At 68.0% G+C, this 15,552-nt stretch carries 14 protein-coding genes and 2 pseudogenes; 8 read left to right on the top strand and 8 right to left on the bottom strand.

All coding sequences use genetic code 11. From position 1 onward, the window contains the following. Nucleotides 1–11: 11 nt before the first annotated feature. Nucleotides 12–731, bottom strand: coding sequence for a class I SAM-dependent methyltransferase (locus AC3RCE_RS10945; protein ID WP_492255172.1), 720 nt, complete (start codon nt 729–731; stop codon nt 12–14). A gap of 249 nt (nt 732–980) precedes the next feature. On the opposite strand from AC3RCE_RS10945, the gene AC3RCE_RS10940 reads away from it, so the two are divergent. The 5 genes from AC3RCE_RS10940 to AC3RCE_RS10920 all read left to right on the top strand — a co-directional run bounded on the left by AC3RCE_RS10940 (nt 981) and on the right by AC3RCE_RS10920 (nt 5,248). Beyond that, on the top strand, nt 981–1,469 hold the full coding sequence (locus AC3RCE_RS10940; protein WP_492255171.1) for an Rrf2 family transcriptional regulator: 489 nt from the start codon (nt 981–983) through the stop codon (nt 1,467–1,469). Beyond that, nucleotides 1,447–2,421: an NAD(P)/FAD-dependent oxidoreductase gene (locus tag AC3RCE_RS10935; RefSeq protein WP_492255170.1), complete on the top strand. Its 975-nt coding sequence runs from the start codon at nt 1,447–1,449 to the stop codon at nt 2,419–2,421. Before AC3RCE_RS10940 ends, AC3RCE_RS10935 begins: the two co-directional genes overlap by 23 nt. 200 nt (nt 2,422–2,621) lie before the next feature. Next, nucleotides 2,622–3,488 (top strand): AraC family transcriptional regulator, encoded by an 867-nt coding sequence (locus tag AC3RCE_RS10930; protein ID WP_492255169.1) that lies wholly within the window; start codon nt 2,622–2,624, stop codon nt 3,486–3,488. Further along, nucleotides 3,485–4,471: an alpha/beta hydrolase family protein gene (locus AC3RCE_RS10925; protein ID WP_492255168.1), complete on the top strand. Its 987-nt coding sequence runs from the start codon at nt 3,485–3,487 to the stop codon at nt 4,469–4,471. The genes AC3RCE_RS10930 and AC3RCE_RS10925 overlap by 4 nt, the downstream gene beginning before the upstream one ends. 210 nt (nt 4,472–4,681) lie before the next feature. After that, complete coding sequence (locus tag AC3RCE_RS10920) at nt 4,682–5,248, top strand: P-loop nucleotide/nucleoside kinase family protein (protein WP_492255167.1); 567 nt, start codon at nt 4,682–4,684, stop codon at nt 5,246–5,248. 12 nt (nt 5,249–5,260) lie between these two features. On the opposite strand, the gene AC3RCE_RS10915 is transcribed toward AC3RCE_RS10920, so the two are convergent. After that, nucleotides 5,261–6,220 (bottom strand): DMT family transporter, encoded by a 960-nt coding sequence (locus AC3RCE_RS10915; protein ID WP_492255166.1) that lies wholly within the window; start codon nt 6,218–6,220, stop codon nt 5,261–5,263. A 129-nt stretch (nt 6,221–6,349) separates the two neighbouring features. Here AC3RCE_RS10915 and AC3RCE_RS10910 point away from each other — a divergent pair, with 129 nt between their 5' ends. Beyond that, complete coding sequence (locus tag AC3RCE_RS10910; protein WP_492255165.1) at nt 6,350–7,216, top strand: LysR family transcriptional regulator; 867 nt, start codon at nt 6,350–6,352, stop codon at nt 7,214–7,216. Between the two features lie 178 nt (nt 7,217–7,394). After that, a complete protein-coding gene (locus AC3RCE_RS10905) occupies nt 7,395–8,543 on the top strand; it encodes a zinc-binding dehydrogenase (protein WP_492255164.1) in 1,149 nt (382 codons plus the stop codon). A gap of 54 nt (nt 8,544–8,597) precedes the next feature. Here the strand turns inward: AC3RCE_RS10905 and AC3RCE_RS10900 are convergent, their stop codons facing one another. The 3 genes from AC3RCE_RS10900 to AC3RCE_RS10890 form a co-directional block, all read right to left on the bottom strand. Further along, a complete protein-coding gene (locus AC3RCE_RS10900; protein WP_492255163.1) occupies nt 8,598–9,254 on the bottom strand; it encodes a DsbA family protein in 657 nt (218 codons plus the stop codon). Nucleotides 9,255–9,257: 3 nt separating this feature from the next. After that, on the bottom strand, nt 9,258–9,533 hold the full coding sequence (locus AC3RCE_RS10895; protein WP_492255162.1) for a hypothetical protein: 276 nt from the start codon (nt 9,531–9,533) through the stop codon (nt 9,258–9,260). 76 nt (nt 9,534–9,609) lie between these two features. After that, nucleotides 9,610–10,476 carry an MBL fold metallo-hydrolase gene (locus tag AC3RCE_RS10890; RefSeq protein WP_218338850.1) on the bottom strand — a complete coding sequence of 289 codons (867 nt, stop codon included), beginning with the start codon at nt 10,474–10,476 and terminating at the stop codon, nt 9,610–9,612. A gap of 128 nt (nt 10,477–10,604) precedes the next feature. On the opposite strand from AC3RCE_RS10890, the gene AC3RCE_RS10885 reads away from it, so the two are divergent. Continuing rightward, nucleotides 10,605–11,513, top strand: a complete 909-nt coding sequence (locus AC3RCE_RS10885; protein ID WP_218294323.1) for a LysR family transcriptional regulator — start codon at nt 10,605–10,607, stop codon at nt 11,511–11,513. A 221-nt stretch (nt 11,514–11,734) separates the two neighbouring features. Here the strand turns inward: AC3RCE_RS10885 and AC3RCE_RS10880 are convergent. From AC3RCE_RS10880 to AC3RCE_RS10870, 3 genes and pseudogenes are all read right to left on the bottom strand, one after another. Further along, nucleotides 11,735–13,534 (bottom strand): annotated as a pseudogene (locus AC3RCE_RS10880) (alpha/beta hydrolase domain-containing protein); the annotation flags it as partial. 272 nt (nt 13,535–13,806) lie between these two features. Next, nucleotides 13,807–14,124, bottom strand: a pseudogene (locus AC3RCE_RS10875) (alpha/beta hydrolase domain-containing protein); the annotation flags it as partial. Nucleotides 14,125–14,307: 183 nt separating this feature from the next. Beyond that, complete coding sequence (locus AC3RCE_RS10870) at nt 14,308–15,300, bottom strand: Bug family tripartite tricarboxylate transporter substrate binding protein (protein ID WP_492246250.1); 993 nt, start codon at nt 15,298–15,300, stop codon at nt 14,308–14,310. Nucleotides 15,301–15,552 lie beyond the last annotated feature (252 nt).

Below are 15,552 nucleotides of genomic sequence, written 5' to 3'. Positions count from 1 at the left end.
ACTTGATCAGATCACGCGCGCGCCACCCAACCCCTGAACGCAAACCCCATGTAAAACATCTGCACATCGCTGAACCCGGCCTCGCGCAGAATTGCCTCATCCTCCTCTGGCGTCAGCACCGCCAGCTCTGCAGCAATCTTGTCTCGCGCCCTGGCCGCATGCTCCGGCGGCACGCCGGACGCCACCTGAAACGCGGCATAGCGCGACAGCCACAGGTCGCGCTCCCCTGCCCCGCCCTCGCCAGCGGGGCCTGAACCATCCGTCACGCTCAGATGCGCCACGACTAGCGGCGCGCCGGGCTTTAACCGCCGCCGGATTTCCACGGCCATCGGCACCCGATCCTCGCGTGCCACAAAGTGCAAAGTCAGCAAACACGTCGCGCCATCGAACGGCCCGGCCGGTGCGCCCTGCACATAGCCGTGGTGCAGCGCCACGCGGTCGTTTGACACACCTGCGCTCTGCAGCTGCTGCGCGGCCAGGTCCAGCATGGGCTGGCTCGGGTCCACGCCGTCGAACCGCCAGCCGGGGTGCGCCCGCGCCATGTCCTCCAGCTCCAGCCCGCCGCCCGCGCCTACCACCAGCACCCGGCCGTCGGCGGGCACGCGCTCGGCCAGCAGGATGCGGACCATGGGCAGCAGGCTGTCGTAGCCGGGCACGTTGCGGCGGGGGCCTTCGGCGTAGCGGGCGACGGCGGCGGGGTCGGTGAAGGGGGAGGCGGTGGGATGAGTCATGGTGTGTGGCGTGTGGTGGATACGGCGCTTTTGCGTTGAGCTTGTCCAACGGGATTCCCAGGTCAGCGCAGGGTTTCGACAGGGTCAACCCGAACGGTTAGGTGTGGGCAACGTCTGACAAAAATCAAGCCATATTGGCCTCTATCGCTTATCCATAAAGCGCTGGCAGCTATCAATTCAGTAGTGACCCGTGAGCCCGCCAGCGCTGCTTCTGGGCCCATGCTAACATCACGCAACTTTGAATGTTGCATGAAACGAGATAGCCGCCTTTCCAACGTCCTCCACGCGCTGCTGCACATGGCAGAGATGGATGGCCCCGCCACCTCCGAGTCGCTTGCGCAGGCCATGCAGACCAACCCTGTCGTGGTCCGCCGCCTGATGGCGGGGCTGCGGTACGCGGGTTTTGTCTCGTCGGCCAAGGGACATGGCGGGGGGTGGGTGCTGTCGTGCCCGCTGTCCGAAGTGACCCTGCGCGACATCCACGAAGCGCTGGGCGCGCCCACGCTGCTGGCGGTGGGCAACCGGGTCGAGAGCCCGGGCTGCATCGTCGAGCAGGCCGTCAACCGCGCGCTGACCGACGCTTACCAAGCCGCCGAAGAGGTGCTGCTGGCTCGCCTGGGCGAGGTGACGCTGGCGCAGCTGTCGGCCGAGTTTCATCAACGCATGGTGGCCGGGTGCCACGGTCACAAGGAGATTTCTCATGGCGACAGCAGCAATGACAACCACCCAAGCGTATGAGGTGATCGTGATAGGCGGCAGCTTTGCCGGCCTGTCGGCCGCAATGCAGCTGGCGCGTGCCCGGCGGCGCGTGTGCGTGGTGGATGCGGGCCAGCCGCGCAACCGGTTTGCGGCGGCATCGCACGGCTTCTTCGGGCAGGACGGCGAGCCGCCGCTGGCGATGATCGAGCAGGCGCGGCGCAAGCTGCTGGCCTACCCCACGGTGGCGCTGCGCCAGGGCACTGCCGTGTCCGCCACGGCGCAGCAAAGCGCCGATACCTCGGCTGCTTCGGCTGCGTCGCCCAGCGGTTTTGACGTGGTGCTGGACAACGGCGCCGGTGCACTGACCCCATTGACCACCCGCAAGCTGGTGCTGGCCTTTGGCGTGAAGGATGGTCTGCCCGACATTGCAGGCCTGCGCGAGCGCTGGGGTGCGTCCGTTTTGCACTGCCCGTACTGCCATGGCTACGAGTTTGCGGGCCAGCGGCTGGGCGTGCTGTACCACTCGCCGCAGTCGGGCATGCACGCGCAGCTGATCGCCGACTGGGGCCCGACCACCCTCTTCCTGAACGGCGAAACCACGCTGGAACCGGCCGAGCACGAGCGGCTGCTGGCGCTGGGCATTGCGGTGGAGCCTGCGCGCATTGCCGCGCTGGAGGGGCCTGATCGGGCATTGACCGGCGTGCGCCTGGCGGCCAATGACGGCGCCGCTGGCCGTCTGGTGCCGATTGACGCCTTGTATGTTGCTGCGACGACGAGCCCCGCCAGCCCGCTGGCCGAGCAACTGGGCTGCGAAATGGACGAGGGCCCCATGGGCCCGTACATCCGCACCGATGCGAACAAGATGACCACAGTGCCGGGCGTGTATGCCGCTGGCGACCTGACGCTGATGCGGCACAACGCCACGCTGGCTTCGGCCGAAGGGGTGCTGGCGGGTGTGGGGGCGCACCAGGCACTGGTGTTTGGGCAATAAGAGCAGCTAACAAAACTCTTCTGGCGTTGTTGCCGCGTCTTGTCGTACTGCTCGTACTGCCTGCGACGCAGCGCCTAGCCAGAACCGCTTCGCTGATTTTTGTTAGCCGCTCTAAGTAGCGCAGCGCTGCCGCGGCACCAGGCCACAAAGTAGCAAGATCGGCTAAGTACGGCGCGCAAGCTGCGGCACACTCTGCGGCCATGAGCCTGGACCAGAGCGCCGATAAGCACTACCGCAACCGCGTGGCCCGCGTGATCGCCCACATCGTGGCGCACCCGCTGGCAGCGCATCGGCTGGAAGACCTGGCCGCCATTGCCCACTTTTCCCCTTTCCACTTTCACCGCGTCTACAGCAGCATTGCGGGCGAAACCGTGGCCGCCACGGTGCGCCGCGTGCGCCTGGCGTTGGCCACGCAGCTGCTGGAGCAAGGCGGGCAGAGCATCACCCAGGTGGCGATGGAGGTGGGCTACGACAGCCCGCAGGCCTTCACCCGTGCGTTCAGCCAGTTCACCGGGCAATCGCCACGGGCGTTCCAGCGGGATATGCGCCGCCTCATCCTTGATCCCGGCGCCGCAAACGCGCATGCAAAGGCCGAGCAAACGCTGGCCGTGCAGATCGTCGAGCGCCCGGCGCAGCGCCTGCATGCACTGCGCCACCAGGGGCCGCCATCCACCATACCCCACACGCAGCGGCGGCTGTACCTGCAGTGCGGCCAGCGCGCAGCCCACCGGCTGGGCGCATCTTGCGGTGACCCGCAGGACGTGGAGGGCGGCGGTTTTCGCTACTACGCGGCGGTGGCGCTGCCAGAGCAGACCTCGGTGGCAGATGGCGGGCTGGAACTGCTGGACATCCCGGCAGGCCTGTATGCACGCCACACGCTCACCGGCCCCTACACGCGCATCAACGCGGCACTGGCGGCCATCCACACACGCTGGCTCCCGGCCAGCGGCTACGAACCGGACGACCGCCCCACGCTGGAGCACTACCTCAACTCCCCCCACAACGCCGCGCAGGCGGACCTGCGCACCGACCTGCTGATTCCCATCCGCCCCACCACATCCGTATGACCCGTTTTCGCTGGCTCTTTCGTTCCCTTTTGCCCGCAGCGCTCTGCGGCGCCACCACCCTGGCCCAGGCTGCGGGCTTTGCCTTTGTCGAGGTGCCTGCAGACAAGGACGGGCCCGCGCTGCGCGGCGCCGTGTGGTCGCCCTGCAGCGCGCCGCCGGGCCGCATCGACCTGTCGCCGCTGGTGCTGCAAGGCACGCGGGACTGCCCCGTCACCGGCCAAGGCCTGCCGTTGATCGTCATGTCGCACGGCGCGGGCGGTTCGGCCCTGGGGCACCACGACACGGCGGCCACGCTGGCCGAGGCGGGCTATGTGGTGGCCGCTATCAATCACCCGGGCGACAATTTTCAGGACCTGAGCCGCCAGGGTCACCTGTCGGCCTTTGCCACGCGGCCCGTGGACATGAAGCGGCTGACGGACTACATGCTGGGCGCGTGGCCCCAGCGCGCGCAGCTGGACGCGGGCAAGGTCGGTTTCTTCGGCTTTTCACGCGGCGGCTACACGGGCCTGGTGGCCATCGGCACCGTGCCGGACTGGACGTCACGGCAGGACCTGTGCTCGCCGCTATCCACCCGGCCCTTGTGCGGCGAGATTCGGCGCAAAGAGATCCCCACCACGCCCGCGCCGGACCCGCGCATTCGGGCGGCAGTCATCGTCGACCCCTTGAGCGTGTTCGATGCCAAAGGCCTGGGGCAAGTCAAAACCCCCGTCCAGCTGTGGGCCTCGGCACTGGGCGGCGATGGCGTCACGCTGCAAAGCGTGGAGACCGTGCGCCAGGGCCTGCCCAGCGCGCCCGAGTGGCATCTGGCCGCCAACGCGGGGCACTTCGCCTTTCTGGCGCCCTGCTCGCCAGCGCTGGCCGAGGCAGTGCCGGGCATCTGCCGCGATGGCGCGGGGTTTGACCGCGTGGCCTTTCACCAGGTTTTCAATGCGCAGGTGCTGGCGTTCTTTCAGCGGCACATCGCGGCAGCCAAAGCGCCCTGACGGCAGGCTGGAATTCGTCGCACCCACACGGCCCGTGGGTTGACGCAGCCAGCGCCAGCCACCTACACTGCCAACCTCGCATCTGATCTTTGGAATCGGAGCGAACCGCAAAGCCCTCCACCACCGTCGGGGGCTTTTTTTCGTCCGCCCTATGGAAAGCTCTCCCTGCTTGCAGAGAGGGCTTTTTGCATTTCTGGAGCCTTTCTCATCATGCACACCGCTTCGACACACGCCGCTCCCGCAGCCGTTGCAGGCACCGTCCCCCGCATTCACCTGGTCATTGGGCCGGTGGGCGCGGGCAAGTCCACCTTCGTCCGCCAATTGGTGCAGCAGCACCGCGCCGTGCCGCTGAACCTGGACGACTGGATGGCCACGCTGTTTTCGCCGGACCGGCCCGATACCGCCGATGTGATGGCCTGGTACGTGCCCCGCACCCTGCGCTGCCTGGAGCAGATCTGGAAAACCGCAGAAGCCGTGCTGGCCGCGGGCAACGATGTGGTGCTGGAGGCGGGCCTGATCCAGCAGCACCAGCGCGACGCCTTTTATGCGCGCATGGGGCCGTGGGCTGACGCGATGACGGTGTACGTGCTGGACGCACCGCGCGAGGTGCGGCGCGAGCGCGTGTTGCGGCGCAATGCCGAGCGGGGAGAGACGTTCTCGATGGTGGTGCCCCCGCACATCTTTGAGCTGGCCAGCGACCTGTGGCAGCCGCCCAGTGACGCGGAGTGCGCCGAGCGGTCGGTGGTGTTTGTGCCGATGACAGAGCGGCTGCGCTGAGCTTTCGGGCCATCAGCCCGATTGGGCAACAGCAGCCCGGCCCGGCCGCCGAATCGTCCACAGCGCCGCGGCCATCAGCCCCACGCCCGCCAGTTGCACGGGGCTGAGCGTGCGCCCATACACCGCCCAGTCCACCAGCACCGCCGTGAGCGGGTACACGAACTGCAGCACCGCGATGCGCCCCAGCCCCAGGCGCGCCATGCCGGCAAACAGCACCACGTAGGCCAGGCCGGTGTGCAGCACCCCCAGGCCCAGCAGCCAGCCCCAGGCTGCACCCTGCTGCGGCCAGCCCAGCACGAAGGGGGCCCAGGCCAGCGCCACCGCGCCCACCAGGCACTGCCACAGCGCCATCGCAAAGGGGCTGATGGTCTTTTGCGTGTTGGCAAGCAGCGTGACGCCGGCGTAGCACAGCGAGCCGCCCAGGCACATCAGTACCCCGGCCATGTAGCCGCCACTGCTGCTGGCCGCAGCAGCCGCTGCGGTGCCGTCCAGCAGGCCGGTGGTCAGCACCAGGCCCCCCAGCGCGGCCAGGGTGGCCAGCCACTGCGTGGGCGAGACGGCTTCGCGCAGGAACAGCGCGCCGAACACGATGACCCAGATGGGCTGGATATGAAAGATCACCGTGGCCACGGCGATGGAGGTGCGCGGGATGGCCGCGAAGAACAGCGCCCAGTTCATCACCATGAGCACGCCCGTGGCGCAGGCCACCCAGCGCGCGCGGCCGTTCAGCAGCAATTCGCGCCCCCGGCCCGTGGCGAGGCACCAGGCCAGCAGCGCCAGCGCGCCGAACGCGCAGCGGAACCACACGGTGACCAGCGGGTGCTGGCCCGCCTCTTCCACGAACACGCCGATGGTGCCCAGCAGCACGCCACCGGCGATGAGCAGCCACTGGCCGTCCCGCTCGCGCGCGTTGCCGGGCGTGGGGGCGTTGGCAACAGTGGACGGCGCGGCGATGCTGGCTTTGTGGTTCATGCGGTCGATGCTCGAAGATTGCCGGTTTGGTGTAAAGCGCATAGTTCGAAGAGCTACCATTCGATAAACGAATCACCGCAAAGCCATGGTCTGGCTTGGCGGCATGCCCCACCCACAAGGACACGCCCCATGAACCACCCGGATTTCCAGATCGACTGGCTGCGCGCCTTCGTGGCGGTGGTCGATGCAGGCTCGCTCTCGGGCGCGGCGCCGCTGGTGCACCGGTCGCAGTCGGCGGTCAGCATGCAGATCAAGAAGCTGGAGGCCGCGCTGGGCCGCCCGGTGCTGCTGCGCGGGCCGCGCCACCTGGAGGTGACCCCCGCCGGGGCCGAGCTGCTGTCGTACGCGCGCCGCGTGCTCGACCTGCAGGCCGAGGCGCACACGGCGCTGTTCGGCCCCCAGCTGGCCGGGCGGGTGCGGCTGGGCGTGCCGGACGACTACGCATCGACCTACCTCACGCCGGTGCTGCGCAGCTTTGCGCACCGCTACCACGGGGTGGAGATCGAGCTGACGTGCGAGCAGTCCACCTCGCTGATCCCGCGCCTGGGGCGGGGCGAGCTGGACCTGGCCCTGGTCTCGCGCGACAAGCCGCAGCGCGGGCGCTTCTTGTTCCACGAGCCGCTGGTGTGGGTGGGCTCGCCGCAGCTGGAAGTGTGGCGGCGCGACCCCTTGCCGATTGCGGTGTATGAATCGGCCAGCCTGGCCCGCATGGCGACGATGAAGGCCCTGGCCGCGCGGCGGCGGGCGCACCGCATCGTGTACCACAGCTCCAGCCTGGCGGGGCAGCTGGCCGCCGTGGAAAGCGGCCTGGCCGTGGCGGTGCTCACGCGCTGCAGCGTGCCCGCGCATCTGCAGATACTGCAGGACCTGCCGGCGGAGTTCGACCTGCCGCCGCTCGATTCGATGGACGTGGCGGTGCTGCGCAGCAAGGTGTCGCTGCGCTCGCCGGCGGTGGATGCGATGTACGAGCAGATGGTGCGCACGCTGGGGGGTTGACGGCGCGTGGAGGGACGCGGCCTGCGTGCCGGACTGCACGGCGGTACCCAGAGCAACCCTGCCGCCGCAAGGCACTTGCGCGACCGTGGCTGCGGCGCAATCCAGTTCTAATGTTCGGCACCGGGCCGCGCCCTTGGACGAAGGGCGCGCCCTTCTTCCTTCCCACCGAAAGCCACCCATGACCACCACCGCCACCATCCCCGCGACCGCGCTGCAACTGCGCTCGCTCGTCCAGCCCGACGGCACCTTGCAGATCAGCCTGGAGCCCACGCCCGTGCCCACGCCGGGGCCCGACGAGGTGCTGATCCAGGTGCAGGCCACGCCCATCAACCCGTCGGACATCGGCCTGCTGCTCGGTCCCGCCGACCTGGCCACCGTCCAGGTATCCGGCAGCCCTGACCGGCCGGTGGCGACCGCCCGCATCCCCGAACGCGCCATGCCCGGCATGGCCGCTCGCATCGGCCAGAGCATGCCGGTGGGCAACGAGGGCGCGGGCCTGGTGGTGGCCGCCGGCGCGTCACCCGCCGCGCAGGCGCTGCTGGGCCGCACGGTGGCGGTGATCGGCGGCGCCATGTACGCGCAGTACCGCGCCATGCCAGCGGCGCAATGCCTGCCGTTGCCCGAAGGCACCACGGCGGCCGAAGGCGCATCGTGCTTCGTCAACCCGCTGACCGCGCTGAGCATGGTCGAGGCCATGAAGCGCGAAGGCCATACCGCGCTGGTGCACACCGCCGCGGCCAGCAACCTGGGGCAGATGCTGGTCAGGATCTGCCAGAAGGACGGCATCGGCCTGGTCAACATCGTGCGCAAGCCCGATCAGGCGGCGCTGCTGCGCGGCATGGGCGCGCAACATGTGTGCGACAGCAGCGCGCCCACCTTCATGGCCGACCTGACGGATGCCTTGGCCGCCACGGGCGCCACCATCGCGTTCGACGCCACGGGCGGCGGCACGCTGGCCGGGCAGATCCTGCAGTGCATGGAAGCGGCCATCAACCGCAAGGCGCAGGAGTACAGCCGCTATGGCTCGGCGGTGCACAAGCAGGTGTACCTGTACGGCCACCTGGACACGCGCCCCACCGAGATCCAGCGCACCTTTGGCATGGCCTGGGGCGTGGGCGGCTGGCTGCTGTTTCCCTTCCTGCAGAAAATCGGTGACGCGGCGGCCCAGGCGCTGCGCGCGCGCGTGGCGGCCGAGCTGAAAACCACGTTCGCCAGCCACTACGCGCGCACGGTGTCGCTGGCGGGGGCGCTCAGCGCCGATGCCATCGCCTTCTACGGCGCGCGCAACACGGGCGCCAAGGTGCTGATCGATCCGTCGATGGAGTAAACCGGGGCGCCGTGCGCACGGGGCTGCCCGCCAGCATCAGGCGGGGGGCGGCCATCAGGCCGCGGCAGCCGCCCGCACCAGATCAACCAGCCGCTCACGCGGCCCCAGCAGCGCATCGCCACCCAGCAGGCGCAGCGCACCGCCCTGCCCCGCGACCACCAGTTGCGGCACACCCCGCGCGCCCACGGCGCGCAGCATGGACTGGGCCTGGGCCACGCGCTCGGCCAGCAGCTTGCGCAGTGCCGCCGCATCGGGCCCCCGTGTGAGCGCGGCGGCGTCGCTCAGGCCCAGGGCGGTGAGCACATCGGCCAGCACCCCGGGTTCGGCGGTATCGCGGCCGTCCACGTAGCGGGCGTGCTGCAGCGCGTGCAGTGCCTCCAGCTCGCGCCCGGGCGCGGTCCGGGCCACGGCGGTCAGCGCCAGCGTGGCGGGGCCCGAATCGAAGCGGCCATCCGCCGCGCCCAGAATGTGGTCGCGATAGGCCTGCGTGAAAGGCTGCCCTGTGAGCTGCTGGATGCGCTGGTCGTTGCTCCATGCATAGGCGGCAAATTCCGCGTCCATGGGCCGTGCGCCAGCGCCTGCAAACAGGCCCGTGGGCGCGAGCGAGACCTGGACGCCGTCCACGCCCTGCAGGTGTTTCAGCGCGAGAGCGGCGGCGTAGCACCAGCCGCACAGGGGGTCGAACAGATAGGTCACGGAGATGGCGGACATGGATCAGGGGCTTTCAGAGTAGGTGGGGGGATGTGCGGAGGTGGCGAGCGCGGCCTCGAAAAGCGCCAGCTCTTCAGCCAGCGTGCCCCGGCTGCGGAAATGGCGGCCAGCCCGGTCGTACCAGTTCTCGGCGTCTTCCAGGTCGCCTTCCTGCAGATGCAGGATGCCGTGCAGCCAGGCCGCCAGCATCGAGCCGTCGTGCTGCACCAGGTCGTGCGCCGCGTTCCAGCGGCCGGCGTGCAGGTGCTGCAGGATGGGCTGGAGGGGGTGTGATGTCACGATCTGGTTCCTTTCAAACAAACAGTGGCTGCCTGCATGCCCCCTCAGAGGGTTGCAGGCCAGCCGGTGGGGTGGCTTACCACTTCATCTCGCCCTTGTTGACCTTGGCGCCAATGTCCAGCGACAGGCCCATGGGCGCGGCGGGGTAGGCCTTCTTCATCGCGTCGATGAGTTCGGCGCTGGTCTTGGTGGCCGCGGCATGCTTCTCGAAGGCCTGCAGGTAGCCCTTGGTGTAGGTGATGTTGGCAGCATCGAGCGTGCCGCCTGCGGGCATGTGGCCGGGCACGACCACGGTGGGCTGCAGGGCGGCCATCTCGTCGAGCTGGGCCACCCAGGCGCTGCGCTCGGCCACGGTTTGCGTATCGGCCGTCCACACATGAGTGTTGGTGCCCGACACCGCGATGTTGCCCACGACGGCCTTGATGGACGGGATCCACGCATACGGGCGGTGCGCCAGCAGGCCCGTGGTGCCACGGATCTCGACCGCCTGGCCGTCCACGCTCAGCGTGTTGCCCGCAAGGGCCTTGGGCAGCACGGGCGTGCGCGGTGCGTTGGCGCCCATCTTGGGGCCCCAGAACGAGAGCTTGGTGGCCAGCTTGGCGTTGATCTTCTCCAGCACGGCGGGGGTGGTCACCACGTCGGCCCTGGGGAAGATTTCCTTCAGCGTTTCCACGCCGAAGTAGTAGTCGGGGTCGGCCTGGCTCACGTAGATGGTTTTCAGCTCCTTGCCGGTGTCGAGCACGTTGGCGGCAATGCGCAGCGCGTCGGCGCGGGTGAAGCCGGCGTCGATGACCATGGCTTCCTTCTCGCCGTAGATCAGGGTGGAGTTGACGTTGAAGCTGTTGCCGTCGGCGTTGTAGACCTTGACTTGCAGGGGCTGGGCAGCCTGGGCGCCGGTGAAGGCGACGGCGAGGGTGGCGGCGATGAGGGTGGTGCGGAACATGGCGGTTTCTCCAGTGTGTTGAAGGGGTTGTGAGGGGTTGGCGTTGATGTCGAAGCGAAGTTTATTTGCGCCAATCGATCCAATAAACCCCATAAAATGCGCATATTTGTTGCACCAATAGATCAAATATGGACCGCCTGACCGCCATGCGGGTGTTTGTGGAAGTGGCCACCAGCGGCAGCTTCAGCGCCACGGCCGACCGGCTGGAGATGTCGCGCGCCATGGTCACGCGCTATGTGGGCGAGATGGAGCAGTGGCTGCAGGCGCGGCTGTTGCAGCGCACCACCCGCAGCGTGACGCTGACCGACGCCGGCGAGCACTGCCTGCGCCGTTGCCAGCAGATGCTGGCGCTGTCGCTGGACCTGGAGGAAGAAACCGCCACCACCACCGAGGGCGCGCTGCGCGGGCAGCTGCGCATCACCTGCAGCGTGTCGTTCGCGTTCGCGCAGATGGGCGCGGCGATTGCGGATTTTCTGGCCCAGCACCCGCTGCTCAAGATTGATCTGGACGCGAGCGAGGGCTCGTTGAACCTGGTGGAAAAACGCATCGACCTGGCCATCCGCATCAGCGCCGAGCCCGACCCGCTGCTCATCGGTCGCCCCCTGGCGCGCTGCGATTCGGTGCTGGTGGCATCGCCCACGTACCTGGCCGCGCATGGCACACCGCAGGTGCCCGCCGACCTGGCGCAGCACCGCTGCCTGAGCTATGCCAACTTTGGCAAGAGCGTATGGACGCTGACCCGCGATGGAGAGACGGAGCGCGTGGGCGTCTCAGGCCACTTCAGCGCCAACGAGGCCACCACCCTCATGCGCGCCGCGCTGGCGGGCGGCGGCATCGCGCTGCAGCCCACCTACCTGGTCAACCCCTACCTGCACCGCGGCGAGCTGCAGGCGGTGCTGCCTGCATGGAGCTTGCCGGTGATGACGATCCATGCGCTGTACCCGTCGCGCAGGCACCTGTCGCCCGCGGTGCGGGCGCTGCTGGATTTTTTGGTGCTGCGGTTTGAAGGTGTGCCGTGGCAGCAGTGCGCCGGCTAGATAAAACGCTACTTTTTTGATAGCTATTGACACTGGCGGATCAAGCGCTGCAGGCTGTTTTTGCTTGATTTTCGCGTGGAGCTCGAACGCACGGCGGCATTCTTGCCCCTCGCCCCTCGCCCTTCGCTCTTGCGGGAGAGGGGCTGGGGAGAGGGGGCCATCGCCCAGCAGCATGGCAGCACCAGACCTACCGCCCGCCCCCGCTCCCCGGCCTCATCACCTCACGGCAGCACTGCAGCCGCCTTCGCACGCGCAATCTGCAGGTCCGCATCGCGCTGCAGCAGCAGGCGCTGCGCGACCAGTGTGTTGGCGGCCTCGGTCACGGCCGTCACGTAGCCGTCTTGTGTGCCGTACAGCTCTTCCAGCGACGGCCGCGCATCGCCCGCCGCCAGCCGCGCGGCCCGCGTCTTGTGAAAGGGAATGAAGCTGCCCGTGAGGTTGGCCAGGTCGGTGATGCCGGGCGTGGCGACGTAGTTGAACTCGATGCTGGTACCCAAGGGTGCACGCGCTTCCACGCTGCGGATACCAGCGCGGGTGAGGCCCGTGGACGCATCGACCTGCGGCACCAGGATGGCGTAGTCGCGGCCCAGGTTGCGCGGGGGCAGGATGGTGGCGATGCCCGATTCGTCCTGCGGGATGTACTGCGGCCCGAAGTCGAACAGCGGGAAGTTGTTGTACACGCCCCGGTAGCTGAAGTCAGGAATGGCGGTCTGCACGCCGCCCACCGCCCAGGTCAATCCCTTCATGGCCGGGAAGGCCAGCACTTCGGGCCGCACCAGCGTGCCGTCGGCCAGCTTGGGCACTTGGCTGGCGGGCGGCTGCGTGCCGCGCACCACCCAGTCTTCCAGGTTGAGGAACAGCGCACGGAAGGTGTCGTTGAACTGCACCACCGTGCCCGTGGGGTACGTGGCGCGCGTGGGTGCATAGGCAATGCTGGCCGTGCCCCCTGCCCCGCCGTGCTGGGTGCTGGCGTAGTAGTAAATGCGCGCGTTCTCGGGCTGGACCAGGTCCTTGGTGCCGTTGGCGTCGGTCAGCACGGGCGAGCCCTGCAGCTGCCAGAACTCGGTGCCCGACAGGCCCAGGAAGAACTTGGGACAGGTGTTGGTGGCCGCGCAGCGCTTCATCACCCCGCCCTGGCGGCCGCTGATGTCGTCCTGGTAGTCCTTGTCCAGCCCGCGCGGTGCCGTCTGGCCGAAGGCGGTGTGGTCGGTGCGCAAGCCGCCGCCGCCACCGGGCACGGCAAAGCGGGTGTTGATGTGCGTCTGGCGCGCAGCCACGTGGGCGAACATGCCGTCGAACACCTTGCCGCCATCGAGCGCCTGGTTGAAGCCCAGGTGCAGAAAGGTCTTCATAGCGTTGCCCGACTGCGAGGTGCCCTGCCCCAGCGTGTGCGTGATGCGGCCAGCCAGCGGGTTGGGGGTGCCCGCAGAATCGGCCGCCTTGCTGCGGAAGAAGCTCACCGTGTCGCGCAGCGCAGCCAGGCCCACGCCCATGACCTTGGGGTCTTTGGCGACATAGACCAGCTCGTACAGATAAGCTGGGTCAAACCCGCCCTTCAGGCACACGCTGGTGGGGCTGGGCGTGCCGGGGAAGGCGTTGGTGCCCGTGTCGCAGGTGGCGAACTTCCAGTCGCTGGCGGGCACAGGCACGCGCGCATCCGTCTCGTTGGCACGGCGGGTGAGCGAGTAGCCGGGCTGGGTGTTGTCCAGGCTGGCGGGTTCGTACGGAATCATGGTGCCGTTGAACACGCCGCCGGGCAGCGTCATTGCGGGGCTGGCGGCCGTGGGCACCAGCTCGGCGCGGTAGGGGCCGGTGATGCTGCTGCCGTCCTTGTTCTTGGCCACGGGCACCGTCACCGTCAGGCGCGCGGCAGTGCTCTTGGGCACATCGCCCTGCCAGGCCGAATACAGCATCACATAGCCACGCTCCAGGTACACCGCATCACTGGGCGTGGCCGTGGGGTTGAGCATGGTGAGGATGTTGCTCCGGTTGGGTGCGTCGTAGCGCAGCACGCCGCTGGCCTAGGAACCTGTTCAGTGTCTTTTTGGGGTTGCATTGGAGTGCAATCGGGATGAGTGGATGCTTCGGATGCGCCGCATGGGCTCATGCCCATGCAAGCAGCCGGGGCGTCCAATCGCCCGATTTCACTCCAACCCTTCGGGCAAGTGTCTTTTCGGGCGGTCTGCGGCGTTGCGGCGCTTGCCAATAGCCGAGCTATTGGCTGCACGCCGCGCCTAGCATCCCATCCCGAAAAGAGACTTGTGCAACTTCAAAAAGACACTGAACAGGTTCCATCCATGTTCCTGGGCTTGAGCATGACGAAGTCGGTCTGGTACTCGACCATGCCGTTGGCGTTGGTAGGCGCAAGCGCCAGGTCCTGGATGGTGGCGTTCTTGGGGTCCTTGGGGTCTACCTCGCCGCTGATGGTGCCGGTCACGCGCTCGTATTCGCCCACGGCGCCATAGGTGCCCGGAAAGGCCTCGGTGGCGGTGATGGCCAGCTTGAGCGCGGGGCCCTTGGGCGCATCGTTGCTGGACCCCCCGCAGGCCGTGATGGCGGCTGCAGCGGCGGCCGTGAGCGCGAGTTTTCCGAATGCACGAAAAGGTTTCATGGTGTCTGTCTCCTTGGATGGATGGTGGTGCGGGCCGCTGGAACGGCTCTGGAACAAAACGGCAGCGTCTGTTGCGCCGCGCGCGGGCAAGGCTTCGCCCAGACCTGCCGGCAAAGGCAGGCTGCGAGAAGCAAAAAAGGAATGAAACGGCCCGGTGGGTGGGCCTGTGGGTGGGCCGGTGGCTTATTCGGCCTCGATACCGGCGGCCTTGATCACCTTGCCCCACTTCTGGGTTTCGGCGGCCTGGAACTTGGCGAGTTCATCCGGCGTGGTCGTCCAGGCTTCGGAGCCGGCGTTGTCATAGAAGCTCTTGGCCGCGGCGCTCTTGGTGGCGGCGGTCAGCAGCTCGTTGAGGCGCGCCACCACCGGCGCGGGCGTGCCCGCCGGTACGTAGGCAGCAAACCAGTAGCCCATGTCGTAGCCCTTCACACCGGCTTCGTCCAGCGTGGGCACATCGGGCAATTGGGCGCTGCGCTTTTGGGTGGAGTAGCCCAGGGCCCGCAGCTTGCCCGCCTTGACCTGGGGCACGCCGGTGGAGGTGTCGGTGATCATCAGGTCGATCTGCCCGCCCAGCAGGTCAGTGATGGCCAGCGGATTGCTCTTGTAGGGCACGTGCAGGATGTCCACCGCCGCCAGTTGCTTGAGCATTTCGCCGGCCATGCGGCTCGACGAACTGCCGCTGCCGAAGCTGAGCTTGCCGGGGTTCTTCTTGGCAAAGGCCAGCAGCTCGCCCACGTTCTTGTACGGCGCGCTGGCGTTGACCACCAGCACCTGCCCGCCCTTGCCCAGGCCCGTCACGGGCGCGAAGTCCTTCACCGGGTCGTACGAGAGCTTCTTGTACAGGTGCTCGTTGGCCGCATGCGTGGTGTTGGTGGTGATGAGCACGCTGTAGCCGTCCGCCGCGGCCTTGGCCACTGCCGACGCGGCGATCATGCCGCTGGCGCCGGCCTTGTTGTCGATGACCACCGGCTGCTTGGTGTCGGTGGTGATGGACTGGCCCAGCGCGCGCGCCAGCTGGTCGGTGGCGCTGCCGGCCGCGAATGGCACGACGAAGGTGATGGGCTTGGCGGGGTAGGCACCGGCCGCCTGGGCCAGCGCAGCAGGGGCGTGCAATGCGCACAGCGCCATTACGGCGGCAGTGGCGAGCAGAGCACGGCGGGGGGATGAATGGGTCATGTTGTCTCCTGGTGTTGGTATGGATGAAAAGCGAAACGGGAGGTCTAGGGCCTGTTCACACTATTTTTGCCAGTGCGAAGGCAGCCCCAGCCACGCCAATCTAGGCGCGTGACGACGCCAAGGCCGGGGCCTTGGCTAGGAACGCAACGACGAATGGCGTGGCTGGGGTTGCCTTCCCTTCGGGTTGCGAAGCAAACAGGCCATCCGCTGTGTTGCCAATCCTCGCTGGGGCCGCACCCCAGCTTCGTTTGG

This window comes from Acidovorax sp. GW823-FHT05D11 (genome assembly GCF_058795695.1).
Note: the sequence above shows the minus strand (reverse complement) of the source record. Positions and strands in the feature narration are given on the sequence as shown.

What these genes read in the sequence shown, in the direction of transcription:
- AC3RCE_RS10945 (WP_492255172.1), bottom strand. Translation starts at nt 731, where the DNA reads ATGACTCATCCCACCGCCTCCCCCTTCACCGACCCCGCCGCCGTCGCC.
- AC3RCE_RS10940 (WP_492255171.1), top strand. Translation starts at nt 981, where the DNA reads ATGAAACGAGATAGCCGCCTTTCCAACGTCCTCCACGCGCTGCTGCAC.
- AC3RCE_RS10935 (WP_492255170.1), top strand. Translation starts at nt 1,447, where the DNA reads ATGACAACCACCCAAGCGTATGAGGTGATCGTGATAGGCGGCAGCTTT.
- AC3RCE_RS10930 (WP_492255169.1), top strand. Translation starts at nt 2,622, where the DNA reads ATGAGCCTGGACCAGAGCGCCGATAAGCACTACCGCAACCGCGTGGCC.
- AC3RCE_RS10925 (WP_492255168.1), top strand. Translation starts at nt 3,485, where the DNA reads ATGACCCGTTTTCGCTGGCTCTTTCGTTCCCTTTTGCCCGCAGCGCTC.
- AC3RCE_RS10920 (WP_492255167.1), top strand. Translation starts at nt 4,682, where the DNA reads ATGCACACCGCTTCGACACACGCCGCTCCCGCAGCCGTTGCAGGCACC.
- AC3RCE_RS10915 (WP_492255166.1), bottom strand. Translation starts at nt 6,220, where the DNA reads ATGAACCACAAAGCCAGCATCGCCGCGCCGTCCACTGTTGCCAACGCC.
- AC3RCE_RS10910 (WP_492255165.1), top strand. Translation starts at nt 6,350, where the DNA reads ATGAACCACCCGGATTTCCAGATCGACTGGCTGCGCGCCTTCGTGGCG.
- AC3RCE_RS10905 (WP_492255164.1), top strand. Translation starts at nt 7,395, where the DNA reads ATGACCACCACCGCCACCATCCCCGCGACCGCGCTGCAACTGCGCTCG.
- AC3RCE_RS10900 (WP_492255163.1), bottom strand. Translation starts at nt 9,254, where the DNA reads ATGTCCGCCATCTCCGTGACCTATCTGTTCGACCCCCTGTGCGGCTGG.
- AC3RCE_RS10890 (WP_218338850.1), bottom strand. Translation starts at nt 10,476, where the DNA reads ATGTTCCGCACCACCCTCATCGCCGCCACCCTCGCCGTCGCCTTCACC.
- AC3RCE_RS10885 (WP_218294323.1), top strand. Translation starts at nt 10,605, where the DNA reads ATGGACCGCCTGACCGCCATGCGGGTGTTTGTGGAAGTGGCCACCAGC.
- AC3RCE_RS10870 (WP_492246250.1), bottom strand. Translation starts at nt 15,300, where the DNA reads ATGACCCATTCATCCCCCCGCCGTGCTCTGCTCGCCACTGCCGCCGTA.